The organism is Citreicella sp. C3M06 (genome assembly GCF_018860705.1).
In the GTDB taxonomy this organism is placed as follows: domain Bacteria; phylum Pseudomonadota; class Alphaproteobacteria; order Rhodobacterales; family Rhodobacteraceae; genus Salipiger.
In genome coordinates this window covers 1-13,730 of record NZ_JAHKQA010000050.1, presented here as the reverse complement: position 1 = coordinate 13,730, position 13,730 = coordinate 1, and the positions used below count along the sequence as shown (strand labels likewise).

Below are 13,730 nucleotides of genomic sequence, written 5' to 3'. Positions count from 1 at the left end.
TATCTGGTGCGCATTGATACCGGATAGCGCCCGCGTCAGTTTTTGGGCTTCGGTTCAGGTTTTCCCCATGCAGAGGCTGTCTGACGCGCAGTTGACACCTTTCAGCGAACGCGGCCAAGGTTGGACACCGAAACCACAGACGCCCCCAGCTTATCCCGTGTCCTTGACCCCGACCTGTTTGGCTACGTGCTTCTGGATACCGCAAACAACATGGAGGCAAAAGCCGGGGCAATCCAGTGCCCGCTGGAGTCTGATACACGCCAAAACATGGGCAGGAAGGAGGGGTCGCGGAACGACACGCTCGCTTTCAAGCGTCAGGTGGTTGCCGAAGCGCTGGCAGCGCCATCAATCGCGGCCATCGCTCGGCGACACGGGCTGAACGCGAACATGGTGCATCTGTGGAGCAAGGAGCGGTTCTACAATATGTCCGCCCCTCCGGACCGGGTGATCGCCGAGATCGACGCTGAGGGCTTTTGATACACGGCCTCCCGTCGCTTCTGTGGCGGACTGAGCGCGCGCCATAGCAAAGCCAGCAGCTTGCGGCGATGCGGGAAGTACTCTGCGCGTAGGTTAACGACGAACGGCGTTTCGTCATGCCCATCCTCACCGCGGGCGCGACTCTGCCCGGGGGGACCGGACAGAGCCGCGCCTCCGCCGGGATCAGGTTCCTGAGCATGCCACCTGCACGCCCGCCGATCCCGCGCCGATCACCGAGAACGAGCCGTCCGTCTCCAGAATTACGGCTGAGACATTCTCGAGGTTCCGGCCGCCTTCGGTGCGCACCACGGCTTGCAACTCTTCATGGGTCACGCGGGCGCGGCGCATAGCGTTCGGCAACGGCGCGCCATCGCGCAGCAGCAATGTCGGTTCGGCCCGCACCGCTCGGGCGAAACTGCGCGAATGCACCGACAAGGTTGTCACCCCGTATTGCAGCGCGATCAGCAGCCCGAGCGCCGTCGCGCCTTCGGCCAGCGCCACGTCCTCGCTCAGTAGGATGGTCGCGAGGATCGAGCCGAAAGCCACCGTCACGACAAGGTCGAACGCGTTCAGCTTGGCGAGCGTGCGCTTGCCCGAAACGCGCAGCGACACCACAAGGAAGGCATAGGCCAGCGCGCCTACGATCAGCGTGCGAACGATGTCGTTCCACCCTTGGAAGAACATTTCAGACCAGTTCATGCGCGTCTCCTTTGCGGTTCGGGTGCAAGTTCGGGGCGGCACCTGACGCCCTGCCCGAGGTACCTAATCTGCCCAAACACCGGCCCTCGGGTCGTTGCACAGGCGGATCAGGATGATCGCTTTGGTGATATCGCCGCGCGACCTGCACGTGGGTTGCGCCGACGATTTGGGCGATAGGATTGCCTTGGTCTTCCCAGGCTGTAGGCGAGGGACACCGGCACGATCAGCCAACCGCCTATGGCGATGTGTGAGCCAGAATAGCCCCTCGCAGACGCGGTTCTAGTCGGGGGGCTGCGCCGTTCACCAAGGTCTGAACGTTACGGCGGGCGGCGCTAAGGACCGGAGGGCGCCCGCTACAGCACCACAGTAATGAAGTCATCTGATCGCGGCGCAGCATCATCTCGCGCGCGATCGGCGCGACAGGCGCTGCGCGTTGGCCCGAGTTGCCTGACTGTAGGGCGCGAGCCCGGCTAGCGCTGCCGCAGCGGGGCCCTTGTTGGCGGCAAGGGCACGGTTCGTCAGCTCGGTCGCCTTGGCCAGAGCGGAGCACTTTTCGAACACCATGCGCGTGGCTTCCTCGGGGTGCATGGTGCCGAGGGACATCTGCATCATGCGGATCTGTATGACGGTGGCGGAAGACAGCATTATCTGCGTCGCGCCAAATGCCCAACGCTGCCATTGCTGCGCGGTTGAAAACGCAAGATCGATCATCAGGAAACCTTTCAGAGAAAAAGCGTGTCGAAGAGATCACGCACGCCGCGATATGCCCGGCCCCGCGCGTGCGCGGGGCCGGGCGGTTCTTAACGGATCTGGATCACGCGGCACGGTCCCAGAAGCGCAGGGCACGGCAGGCCTGCACAAAGGCGGGCGCATCGCCGGGCGCGTTCAGCGTCATCATTCCGCCGTCGGCCTCGGCGAGGCCAGTGGCCTGCATCAGCGGCTCGGCGTCGGCGGTCATCGCGATAAACTTGCAATGCCCGTGGGCGTTGGTCACGAAATCCTTGCCCGGCAGCATCTTGCCCAGCTTTTCCGCGCCTTCTTTGCTCAGCACAAGCGCGACCGCGTCATAAAGCACGGAGGGCCCGCCATCGACCTTCTGGTTCGCTTCGACCACCTCGCCGTTGGATGCGGTGACACCGCCGACCTTGGGCGCCACGATCTCGACCATGCCGCCTTCGGCTTTCACGGCATCGACGAGCGCATCAAAGATCGCTTTGTCCATGCCGTCGCTGACCAGAATGCCCATCTTGCGGCCCTTGAAGCTGTCCGGCCCGTTCTTGAGGATCGACAACTTGTCCGACACTTTCAGATCGACCGGAGCGAGCGCCGGAGTGGCAGGCTCTGGCAGATCGTGGCCAAGCGCATCGGCGACCTTGGCGGCAAGCCCCTCGTCGACCAGTTGCAGGTGCGACAGGATGCGGTTGCGGATGTCGGCCACCACGCATTTGGACAGCTCGAACGCGAAACCGTTGGCGATGTGATCCTGTTCCACCGGCGTCTGCGAGATGTAGAACTGACGCGCTTGGCTGTAGTGGTCCGCAAAGCTTTCGGGGCGCAGGCGCCGCTTGGGGCCGGAGGTTTCGGCGGGGTAACTCTTGAACCCGGCCTTGGGATCGGCACGAGGGCCGCCCTGCGCCCAGCTGTTGGGTTCATAGTTGGCACGCCCGGTGGGGTTGTGCATCGCCATATGCCCATCCTGCTGGAAATGGTGGAACGGGCAGCGCGGCGCGTTGATCGGGATATGGGTGAAGTTCGGCCCGCCCAGACGCTTGGTCTGGGTGTCGAGGTAGGAAAAGTTGCGCCCCTGAAGCAGCGGGTCATTGGTGAAATCGATGCCGGGGATGATGTTCTGCGTGCAGAACGCCACCTGTTCGGTTTCGGCAAAGAAGTTGTCGACGGTACGGTCCAGCACAAGGCGGCCGACGACGCGGATGGGCAGGTCTTCTTCGGGGATGATCTTGGTGGCATCCAGCACGTCGAAATCGAACTTGTCGGCGAATTCGTCGTCAAAGATCTGCAGACCGAGTTCCCATTCGGGGAAGTCGCCGCTCTGAATCGCATCCCACAGATCGCGACGGTGGAAATCAGGGTCGGCACCGTTGATCTTGACGGCCTCATCCCAGACCACCGATTGCAGGCCCAGCTTGGGCTTCCAGTGGAATTTCACGTAATGGCTCTTGCCTTCGGCGTTCACGAAACGGAACGTATGAACGCCGAACCCTTCCATGAAGCGGAAAGACCGGGGGATGGCACGGTCGGACATGACCCACTGCATCATGTGCATGGATTCGGGCATGAGCGAGATGAAATCCCAGAAGTTGTCATGCGCCGATTGGGCCTGCGGGAAGGCGCGGTCGGGGGCTTCCTTCACCGAATGGATCAGATCGGGGAACTTCATCGCATCCTGAATGAAGAACACCGGGATGTTGTTGCCGACCAAGTCCCAGTTGCCGTCTTCGGTGTACATCTTGACCGCAAAGCCGCGCACGTCCCGCGCAAGGTCGAAAGACCCCTTGTTGCCCGCCACGGTGGAAAACCGCACGAAGGCGGGGGTGCGCTTGCCCGCTTCCTGGAACGGGTTGGCCGAGGTCAGTTCGGGGATGGCATCGGTGCATTCGAAAAAGCCGTGCGCGCCGTAGCCACGGGCGTGGACAACGCGTTCGGGAATGCGTTCGTGGTCGAAATGAAAGATCTTTTCGCGGAAATGAAAGTCTTCAAGCAGCGACGGGCCGCGTTCGCCCCCCGTCAGGGTGTTCTGATCGTCCGATACCGGGGTGCCCTGCGCGGTCGTCATGCGCGGTGCGTCGGGGTTTCGTTGATGCCATTCCCCGCCCTGTCCGACCTCGACCGGATGGTCTGCGATCTCGGTTCCTTGCTGGGTGTCCGCGGTGGTGGGGTAAAGCGCCTTGTGGTCTGTCATGTGAGCTATCCTTCGGATCGGTTGGAGCGTCGGGAAATGAGGCGCCCGGAAGGGCTAAGTGTCGCAAGGGTTGTATCCGGGCGGTTCTGGAACGGAACGTATCCGCGACGGATCTTGTTCCCGCCGCCCCGCGATTTCACGCCACCACACCTGCGCCCGGTCGTGTCTTGCCGTCGTGCTCTGGCGCGGGCGTAGCTGCGCATGCTTGTCGAGACGTCCGCGAACCTCATCACAAGATTCGTGGTCGATGGCCTGAAACCCATCAATCCGTTAGACGGTCTGGCGGCTCGCAGGCGCTTTTGCGCCCGGTCGGCAGCGATCGGGTGGTGAGGGGCTGTGACATGATCGCTGTAAGGGCCGGTGACCATGCAAACTCCGTCACCCTGCGCGCGATCCCCGGCGTCGTCGAGCCGCTCGATGGGCGTTTCATCGGCGGCCATGGCATCCTACGCCAGAACCATCAGGTTCCTCACAAATTCGGCGGCGGTGTTCTCAGTTCCAACTGTCGTCGGCATCTTCAGTCCCGCAGCCGTTTTCCATCTCTAGAGGGTTCTGCAGCAGCGCCGCTAGGTGTCGGCGGCGGCTGTGGATGCAGGAAAGCCCGCGCAGACCTTCGACGCAATCGCGCAACAGCGGAAGATCCTGCATGGCGCGCGACAGGGTCATCGGTAGGGATGGGGTTTGTCGGCCGAGGTGTTGCGCCACCATCGCCTCGAACGGGACGAGGGCGCTATCGACGCTGCAATCGCCGCAGCCCGACCGCGCTAGGATCTGATCCGCCATACCGCCCGGCGCGCGGCCGATCAGCCGCATCGACGCCACCACGACGGCCTGATCCGCCCGGATCGGGCGTAGCCCCGCCTGCCTTACACGGGCGATGATGTCGCGATCTTCGCCCGAGGGCATCGCGCGGTAGCCCCCCACATGTAGATAGGTGGCCCGGCGAAAGCCAAGGTTGGCGCCGCCGGCGGTGTTCAGCCCGATCCCGTCCGGGCCGGCGGGGTCCATCAGGCGTTCAAACTCCATGGCGAGTTCAGCAAAGTCGTTTTCGATATGCTGACGGCGCAGGAACTGCCCGGGAAAACCGGCCAGCTCCTGTGCGGCAACCTCTATGCGCCCCAGAACGGCGGGCGCGCGGTGCAAGGTCATTTCCATCTCGGCCTGCCATCGAGGGGCGGGCCGACAATCGGCATCGGTCGACAGAAGGACCGACGCATGCGGCGCAGCACGCAGCGCTACACTGTGACCAAGGCCCCGCGCCTGTCCGACACTGCCCTTGGCGAGATCTGCTTGGATCACGATCAGGGGCCAGTGCCTGGACCGGGCGCGATCCAGAGCGATGGCGGCGGTGTCATCCGTGGTGTTGTTGACGCATATCACGATACCGGCGCGGCGCGGGGTGGCTTGCGCGAACAGGCTGTCGAGGCAATCGGCGATATAGGCCTGTTCATTGCGCGCAGGGATCACGATCACGGTGCCGGATGCGGCGAAGGCACCGGGGTCGACTGCCGTCAGGGAGTGCTGCGTCATGCTCTGCCCTCGGCGCGGTCGATGCGGTAGCGGGCGCCGCCCCCTGCGCGGTGCCAGCCGCGGGGGGTTGCGGCGCGGAACAGGTCCAGCGCGTCGCGCCCCTGCAGCGGGTTGCCGCTGTGCCCAAGCCATGTGACGCAGAGCAGTTCCGCCCCGGGCCATCGCCTGTCGAGCTGCGCGGCAAGCGCGCGGATGCCATCCGGATCCAGGAAATAGAGGATCTCGGACAGGATGATCAGGTCATGCGGCCCGTCCGGCAACGGCGCGGGCAGGAACAGCTTCACGAAGCGCCCGCCCGGGACGGCGCGTCGCGCCGCCTGCAGGGCCGTCTCGACCGCATCGACGCCAGTATACTGTCCGCAGATCGGCGCGATGTGGCGCGCCAGCTCTCCGTTGCCGCATCCCAATTCCAGCGTGGAGCTATAGGCTGGCCGGCCAAGGGCGGCACGCGTGGCGCGGAACTTGGCCTGTTCGTAGGCGCTCGTCCGAAAGCCCCAGGGGTCGTCTCCGCTGGCATAAAGCGTTTCGAGGTGATCGAGATGCACGGCGCTCATGTGGCGTGTTCCTCGAAGAAGATCTCGTCGGTTTCGACGAACAGGCGCACGAAGCCGGGGTCGAGCACGAAGCCTTGGTCGTCATCGGTAAATATCTTACCGTGCTGGCTCTGGTGCGCTGCGATGGCGCGGGCCTTGCGTTCGCGCACTGCAGAGGTGTCCAGCCGGTATTCGCTCATGCCCGCCAGCTCTGTGCGGAAATCAGGCTGTTTCCAGCGCGACCAGACCGGGTAGAACATCAGCCGAGCGCCAGTCACCCGGGCCGCGAGGCGAGCAATCTCGGCGGTTACTTCGTGGTCGCAATGCGGGTCCGTGGGGGCTGTGGCGAACAGACAGCGCGCGCCCAGCCGGGACATAAGCGCGGCGATGCTGCGGGCGATGGAGAACACCGGGACGGACGGGTCCGCCATGCCCGCGTCAGGCAGACCAAGGCGGGTGACATCCTCTGCAGTTCCGCCCAGCTCGCGGATCGCAGCGTCGAGTTCCCGCGCCCGGACGTCTGTCCGCTGCCGCGCGGGCCAGCCGCGCGAGCCGGGATGCGACGCAGCGCCGTTCGTCATCAGCACGACATGCGCACCGTGGCCAGCAAATGCATTGGCCAGCAAGCCGCCGCAGCCAAGCGATTCATCATCCGGGTGGGGCGCCAAGACGACGATGGGGTAGGGCCCGCACAGGTACGATGCGGTGACCGGGCGGGCGAGGGGGGGCGTGTCAGTCGCAATCATCGAGCCACTCCGCCATTCCGCCGGGGCGGCCCAGCATCGCCCGGCCCACCTGCATCAAAAACGCATCGCGTGCCGCTTGCCGCAGGTAGCAGGCTAGGTCGCGTGCGTGGTGCCCGATATCGTCATCGGAGGCAAACATCGACAAGCCCACCGATCGTTCCACCGCCGCGATGCAATCCTGCCCCAGCTCCTCGGTCAGCAGCCGCGTCGATACTGACAGTACGGCGGCTTTTTCGGGGGCGGCGGCGCCCGATGCCCCCTGAGCATAGCGTCCTGCCCGCCGGATCGCTGCCCAAGCGGCAGTGACTCGCAGAGCTATCGGGGAAAGCCGCAGCAGATGGGCATCGGCCTGCAGGTGGTTGCGCGCCCGCAGCTGCGCGGCGGCGCGATCCAGCAAGCCCGTGATCCCGCCCACCGCCACCGCCGCGATCCGCCAGGTGCCCCCGACAAAGTGCGGCTCGGTGGTGTAGCATCCGGGTGGGCCGATTGGACGTGCGGCAAGATCGCTGCAATCGAACCGGCCCGAGCGCGACGCCTGCATGCCGCTCATATCCCAACAGCCAGGGTCATGGCGTTCGGGATCGGTTGCATCCACGAGGTAAAGCTGCTGCTCAGCGCCGCTGCCGGTCGTAACGATGGCCTGATCCACGATGCCAAGCCCCGACGCAAAGCGTTTCGCCCCGCTCAGACGCTCGCCATCGGTACTGACCGGAGGTGTGGCATCAGCGCCCCATACCCCAAAGATGTGACCCGCTTTCAGATCGGATCGCAGCGCGGCGCGGTCTGCATCATCGCCATAGGTCATGACAAGGCGCAGTGCATTTGCATGACCTTCCAGCAGCCGGCCCAGCGACAGATCAATCGCGGCGGCATCGCGCAGTCGCCGTGCCAGCTCATGTGGGCCGCAGTTTTCGAGGCCGGCGGCAGCCGGTCGCACCGACGCTGCCGTCAGCCTGTCTTCGGGCCTTTCGCCGGGTCTGCCTTCACGGCCACTGCCAGCCTGATCCGGCTGCGAAGCGATATTCTTGAACGTCAACACGTACGATCCCCTCACTGCGGATAGTGTCCTGCGTCAACTTATGGGCGAGCTATAACGTTCCCTGCGCCACGCGAAATGGAGCGCTGATGCAGGGTGCGCGACATCGCCGCTGGCCAAAGGGAAACTGGAATGACGCCATCCAGAATTCAGGCCCGCGCACAGCTTGAAAATGAAGAGCTCAAGCGGGGCATCTTCCTGCACTCTTCCTCAAACTGAACCGCGTGGACAGCACACCGCACATTCAGACCCTCCCGATGAGTGCGAAGAGGAACACTGCAGTTCAAACCGATTGTCGGGGATGGCCGCGCTGATGACGGCACCGGTGGGGGCGTCGGGAGGTAGGCATCGGCCCGCCCGCCGGCTGCGATGGCGAAGGTCGAGCCGCAATTCCTGCCGGGTCGTCGTGTGCTGCATAACCACATGACTTGCCTGTTCGATGCAGACAGCCGCACAGTCCTGTGCTGCTCTGATACGGAGCCAGCGTGGGACAATGCCGGCGTCGGAAAACTCGACGAAGTCTCTGCCGGTTCTAGGATGTCTTCCCGGTCATCACGCGGCAGGCCGCAGGCCGTCAGTACTATCGCCTTCGCGTGAATGGGCGCTCATGCGCTCGGTGGCTTCAGAAAGCTGGGCGGCGACGTCTTTCGAGCGGTCTCGCACGCGAGCACCTGCACGGAAAGCGCCGTCCGTCGCGGCATCCGCGCGCTCGGAAGCAGACAGAATCGGATCCTGCGCCGCAGCGCCGCTTGTTTCTCGGGTGGCGCAGACTGACAGGGCGCTAAAGGCACCCCGCGCGGTGACCGCCTGTTTCGGAACCAGCCGAGCCCAGTAAGGGTTTGTCGTCAACAGGCGCTTGTTGGTCAACGCCGTCCCGCTCGCTACGTCTAGGGCGTGCTCCGCCGAGCAGTCCAAACCAAAGGAGTCACCACTTGTTCAACAAATCCTGCGACAGGCATGCCGATCCGCTTTGCGACTGCCGGCTGGGTCTGTTCAAGGCCACTGTTCACCCCGTTAGCAGCAACTTGGCTCAATAGCGGCATCGTGCCGTACGACTTAGCCGACTTCCGCCGTGCCAGTGGGCAAACAAACGCACACCGGCAGGTCAAGTCAGGTTCGCCGTCAATCGTCAAATCTGTAATCGACAGCGATGCAGCAATCGCCCCCTTCGCAAGGGGCCCAGCGGAACTGCCAACGCAGGCACGCCCGGACCCGCAGGTTAATTTCGCCACCGCGCTAGCGAAACAATCAACGACAGGAAGCTGCCCATGTCCGTCACTGAAAGAGACGCAGAACTCGTTTATGCCATCACCCATCGGGGCACTGTGCCCGAGCCTCCTGAATGGTGGCGCGGCGCGGTGTTCTACGAAGTCTACACCCATTCGTTCAATGACAGTTCGGGAAATGGCTACGGAGATATCCGCGGCATCACCGAAAAGCTGCCGTATATCCGCGATCTTGGGGTCGATGGGCTGTGGCTGACGCCGTTCTACCCCTCGCCGCAACAAGACAATGGTTATGATGTCAGCGACTTTCGCGGTGTCCATCCGCCCTTTGGCAAGGTCGAACATGTGCAGGAACTGATCGACGCGGCGCATGACCTTGATCTCAAGATCATGTTCGACTTCATCGCCGGGCACACGTCCGACGAACACCCGTGGTTCAAGGAAAGCGCCGCCTCGCGCGACAATGACAAGGCCCACTGGTACGTCTGGGCCGACCCGGCGCCCGACGGCGGGCCGCCCAACAACTGGATCAGCTCGTTCGGCGGGCGGGCGTGGCGCTGGGTGCCGCAGCGGGCGCAGTATTGCTATCGCCCCTTTCTGGCCAGCCAGCCTGCGCTGAACCTGCGCAACCAGCAGGTGATGGCCGAGGTGCTGGATAACATGCGGTTCTGGCTGGACATGGGGCTGGACGGGTTCCGCCTTGATGCCATTCAATGCCTGAGCCACGACAGTGAGCTGCGATCCAACCCGCCCGCCCGCGCGACGGAAAACCCGTCGGTCGGGGGCGGCCCCAACAACCCGTTCAAGCAGCAGATACACCTGTTTGACCGTGACGTCCCCGAAGCGATCCCGATCCTGCACCAGCTGCGCCGCGTGGCCAATGAATACGACCCGCCGCGCGTGCTGATCGGCGAGCTGGCCGATGTGGACAGCTCGCGCCTTGCGCCGAAATACACCGTCGACAACGACCGGCTGCACGCGGTCTATGACTTCGACCTCATCAACCGCGCCGACACGCTGCGCGACTGGACCTCGATGCTGCACCTGCGGTCGCGCTACTTGATGCCGGGGTCCAGCCTGAACGTGTTCACCAACCACGACTCCCCGCGTTCGGTGTCCAATCTGATGCCTAAAGCCTGTGCCGCCGGGCGCGCGCCAGACGCCGCCAAGCTATTGCTTTTCCTACAAACCACGCTGATGGGCGGCGCGATCCTATTTCAGGGGGAAGAGTTAGGCCTGCAACAGCCCCACATCCCGTTCGAGGAACTGCAGGACCCGTGGGCCAAGGCGCTTTGGCCCGATTTCGAGGGCCGCGACGGTGTGCGCTGTCCTCTGCCCTGGACCCGAGAAGCGCTCAACTGCGGGTTCTCTGACTCTGAAACACCTTGGCTCAAGGTGCCGCATGACCACCGCGACAGCGCCATCGATGTGCAGGAACAGGACCCCGACTCTGTACTGCAATTCACCCGCAAGCTGATGCGCTGGCGCCGCACGATGCCCATGCTCAGAACCGCGTCCGAGCGCATCTTCGAAGACGTGCCCAGCAAGGTCATCGCCTTTGAACGAGAAAAGGCGGGAGACAGCCTGATCTGCGCGGTGAACTTTGCCCTGAAGCCGACTGAGCTGACGCTGCCCAGATCGTCCCTGCAAACGCAGTTCTCGCGCGGCGAAATAGCGCTTGATCAGGATAGCCTGACACTCGGCCCACTGGCCGTGATCGCGCTGTGCTGACCGTCCTGATGAACCCCAAAAACACAGGAGCAGACATGACCGCTCATGCCCCCCCTCCGCACGCGGCCCCCAATGCGGCGTCCGAACGTACCGAACGCTGGTGGCACCGTGCCACTGGCTACCAAGTCTATCCGCGCAGCTTTGCCGACAGCAACGGCGACGGCATGGGAGACATTCCCGGCATCACCTCCAAGCTGGGGCACCTGTCCGACCTTGGCATCGGCTTCATCTGGTTGTCGCCGGTCTATGCCTCTCCGATGATCGACAACGGCTATGACATCGCGGATTATCGCAATATTGCCCCGGAATTCGGCACGCTGGATGACATGGACCACCTGATTGCCGAAGCACGCGAGCGCGGCATCGGCATCGTGATGGATCTGGTGGTGAACCACTCGTCATCGCTGCATCACTGGTTTCAGGCGGCGCGCGCATCGCGCGACTGCGCCCAGCATGATTATTACATCTGGCGCGATCCCGCCCCTGATGGCGGGCCGCCCGACGATGCGCGCGCCGCCTTTGGTGGCCCGGCGTGGACCTATTGCGAAGAGGTCGGGCAGTATTATTTCCACTTCTTCAGCCCTGCTCAGCCCGATCTGAACTGGCAGAACCCCGCCCTGCGGGCCGAGATCTACGACATGATGCGCTGGTGGCTCGACCGGGGTATCGCGGGCTTTCGGATGGATGTGATCAGCCTGATCGGCAAGGATGTCGATGCCCGCATCTACGAGGAAGGCCCCGACCTTCACCCATTCTTGCAGGAAATGCACCGCGAGGTGCTGGCCGGGCGCGATGTGCTGACCATCGGCGAAAGCTGGTCGGTATCTATCGAAACCGGCCTGCTCTACTGCGGGCGTGATCGGGATGAATTGGACATGGTGTTCGAATTTTCTCACATCCGCGAGGGTTGGCACCCCGAGCTGGGCAAGTTCGCGCCCAAGCCGTTTGACCTCGTAGCGTTCAAGCGCGCGCTGTTTTCTTGGCAGGACCTGACGCGCGACGATGGCTGGCACGCGCTGTTCCTGTCCAACCACGACCTGCCGCGGCAGGTGTCGTTCTATGCCGATGACCGTGCCCACCGCCGCCCTGCCGCCAAGACGCTGGCCACGGTGCTGCACCTGCTCAAGGGCACGCCCTTTGTCTATCAGGGCGAGGAAATCGGCATGACCAATGCGCGTTTCGAACGCATCGACCAGTACCGCGACCTTGAGACGCTGAACCATTTCGAAGAACAGATCGCGCAGGGCGTTTCCCCTGAGGCGTTTCTTGCCGGGGCCAACCGCAACAGCCGAGACCATTCCCGCACGCCAATGCAGTGGAACGCGGCGCCCCACGGCGGGTTCACCACAGGCACGCCCTGGATACAGGCCAACCCGAATTTCGGCGAGGTGAACGTCGAACAAGACATGGTGCATAGCGAAAGCGTCTTCGCCCATTACCGGCGGCTGATCGCACTGCGCAAGGAAAGCGATCTGGTGACCTTTGGCCACACGGTGCAGCTGATGCAGGATGATCCCGACATCATCGCCTTCGAACGTCGGCTGGGTGACGAACGACTGTTCGTCATCGCCAACTTCACCGCGCAGGACCGTGAGCGTGAGCTGCCGCAGGGACTGGCAGGGCAGGCGGACTGTCTTGTCTGGTCGCACACACCGCGCGGCGAAATTCCGCGTTCTCTGCGGCTTGTTCCCTATGAAAGCTTGGCCTGGAAGCTATAGCGCTGCGCCCGCGCAGGGATCAGGTTCCGGTCCGGGCCGCCTCGCCACCTATAGCCGAAAACGATCCATCCGATTTCAGGGTCACAACCGACATATCGTCCTGCTGCCGGCTTCTTGCGCTGCGAACCACCACCTCCAGCGTCTCTCGCGTGACAGAGGCACGGCGCATGGCGTAGGGAAGTTGCGCCCCATCGCGCAGCCGCAAACTTGGTTCGCTTCGCTCGGCCCGGGCAAAGCGGCGCGACCGCGCCGAAAATTCCATCATCCCATATCGCAGCGCGATCACCAGTATCAGCGCCACGGCGCCTTCGGCCAGCGCCACATCTGCGCTTGCCAGCATTGACGAAAGGGTGAACCCGAAGGCGACCGTTACCACTAGATCTGACGCATCCAGCTTTGCCAGCGTGCGGTTACCTGAAGCGCGCTGCGGCACCACGAGGAAGGCGTGCCTGTGATCGCGGTGCGAACGGTGCCGTTCGACCCCCGAAATAACATCGCAGACCAGTTCATACGTGGCTCCTGTGCGGCTCGGGTTCGAGAGCGGCACCTTGCGCGCCGCCCGCCGGGGGAAGGCATGGAACGGGAAGACTAGGGGCGGCAGGATGGCCGACAGCCCCGCGCGGGCAGCGATTTATAGCTTCCAGCATGCGTTCGTGGGTATAAACTCCACTGCGACGCGTGCGCGGGCGCCGCTGCGCCGAATGGCGATGGCCTCGCGCCTTCTATTTCGCCAATGGGAAGCGTTCCTCTAACATGATGGCGCGAGCGGGCTTTTCACCGCATGCCATTCACACACTGACCGCGTCCACTCCGCTGAGGTAGTGTTCAGCGCCAGATAGATCAACTTGGCCGCCGCCTCATCGCTGGGGAAATAGCCGCGGGTTCGGACCGCGCGGCTATTTCCGAGTTCAGCGCTTCGATGGCATTGGTCGTGTAAATCAGCCTGCGCACCTCGGGTGGAAAATCTAAGAACGGAATGAGCTCGTTCCAGACCCGCCGCCAGCTCGGCGCTATGGCCGGTTAGCGCTTTGACAGATCGCTCGCTTCTGACCTGCCACGGGATTTTTCCTCCATTTGGAATTAGAGTCCGACCCAACGAAGGGACGGACAATGA

The 13,730-nt window shown here is 63.6% G+C and carries 12 protein-coding genes and 1 pseudogene; 3 read left to right on the top strand and 10 right to left on the bottom strand.

What is annotated here, in order from left to right; translation table 11 throughout:
• Window positions 1-120 precede the first annotated feature (120 nt).
• Entirely contained in the window at window positions 121-477 is a 357-nt protein-coding gene (locus KO516_RS12360) for a transposase (protein ID WP_216004102.1), read from the top strand.
• A gap of 183 nt (window positions 478-660) precedes the next feature.
• Here KO516_RS12360 and KO516_RS12355 read toward each other — a convergent pair whose 3' ends face one another.
• The 8 genes from KO516_RS12355 to KO516_RS12320 all read right to left on the bottom strand — a co-directional run bounded on the left by KO516_RS12355 (window position 661) and on the right by KO516_RS12320 (window position 8,808).
• Complete coding sequence (locus KO516_RS12355; protein WP_216004101.1) at window positions 661-1,176, bottom strand: DUF421 domain-containing protein; 516 nt, start codon at window positions 1,174-1,176, stop codon at window positions 661-663.
• A 396-nt stretch (window positions 1,177-1,572) separates the two neighbouring features.
• Window positions 1,573-1,887: a hypothetical protein gene (locus tag KO516_RS12350; RefSeq protein ID WP_216004100.1), complete on the bottom strand. Its 315-nt coding sequence runs from the start codon at window positions 1,885-1,887 to the stop codon at window positions 1,573-1,575.
• A gap of 103 nt (window positions 1,888-1,990) precedes the next feature.
• Window positions 1,991-4,096 (bottom strand): catalase, encoded by a 2,106-nt coding sequence (locus KO516_RS12345; RefSeq protein ID WP_216004099.1) that lies wholly within the window; start codon window positions 4,094-4,096, stop codon window positions 1,991-1,993.
• 492 nt (window positions 4,097-4,588) lie between these two features.
• Entirely contained in the window at window positions 4,589-5,626 is a 1,038-nt protein-coding gene (locus tag KO516_RS12340) for a glycosyltransferase family 2 protein (protein WP_216004098.1), read from the bottom strand.
• Window positions 5,623-6,180: a trans-aconitate 2-methyltransferase gene (locus tag KO516_RS12335; protein WP_216004097.1), complete on the bottom strand. Its 558-nt coding sequence runs from the start codon at window positions 6,178-6,180 to the stop codon at window positions 5,623-5,625. The genes KO516_RS12340 and KO516_RS12335 overlap by 4 nt, the downstream gene beginning before the upstream one ends.
• The gene (locus KO516_RS12330) at window positions 6,177-6,905 is read right to left on the bottom strand and encodes a PIG-L deacetylase family protein (protein WP_216004096.1); all 729 of its coding nucleotides are present in this window, start codon (window positions 6,903-6,905) and stop codon (window positions 6,177-6,179) included. Before KO516_RS12330 ends, KO516_RS12335 begins: the two co-directional genes overlap by 4 nt.
• Window positions 6,892-7,944: an acyl-CoA dehydrogenase gene (locus KO516_RS12325; protein WP_371742079.1), complete on the bottom strand. Its 1,053-nt coding sequence runs from the start codon at window positions 7,942-7,944 to the stop codon at window positions 6,892-6,894. The genes KO516_RS12330 and KO516_RS12325 overlap by 14 nt, the downstream gene beginning before the upstream one ends.
• 549 nt (window positions 7,945-8,493) lie before the next feature.
• Window positions 8,494-8,808 carry a hypothetical protein gene (locus KO516_RS12320; protein ID WP_216004095.1) on the bottom strand — a complete coding sequence of 105 codons (315 nt, stop codon included), beginning with the start codon at window positions 8,806-8,808 and terminating at the stop codon, window positions 8,494-8,496.
• A 401-nt stretch (window positions 8,809-9,209) separates the two neighbouring features.
• Here KO516_RS12320 and KO516_RS12315 point away from each other — a divergent pair, with 401 nt between their 5' ends.
• Both KO516_RS12315 and KO516_RS12310 read left to right on the top strand, forming a co-directional pair.
• Window positions 9,210-10,898: an alpha-amylase family glycosyl hydrolase gene (locus KO516_RS12315; protein WP_216004094.1), complete on the top strand. Its 1,689-nt coding sequence runs from the start codon at window positions 9,210-9,212 to the stop codon at window positions 10,896-10,898.
• A 35-nt stretch (window positions 10,899-10,933) separates the two neighbouring features.
• Window positions 10,934-12,616, top strand: coding sequence for an alpha-glucosidase (locus tag KO516_RS12310; protein WP_216004093.1), 1,683 nt, complete (start codon window positions 10,934-10,936; stop codon window positions 12,614-12,616).
• Between the two features lie 19 nt (window positions 12,617-12,635).
• On the opposite strand, the gene KO516_RS12305 is transcribed toward KO516_RS12310, so the two are convergent.
• Both KO516_RS12305 and KO516_RS12300 read right to left on the bottom strand, forming a co-directional pair.
• Complete coding sequence (locus tag KO516_RS12305) at window positions 12,636-13,163, bottom strand: DUF421 domain-containing protein (RefSeq protein WP_216004092.1); 528 nt, start codon at window positions 13,161-13,163, stop codon at window positions 12,636-12,638.
• 201 nt (window positions 13,164-13,364) lie between these two features.
• Window positions 13,365-13,636 (bottom strand): annotated as a pseudogene (locus tag KO516_RS12300) (transposase); the annotation flags it as partial.
• Window positions 13,637-13,730 lie beyond the last annotated feature (94 nt).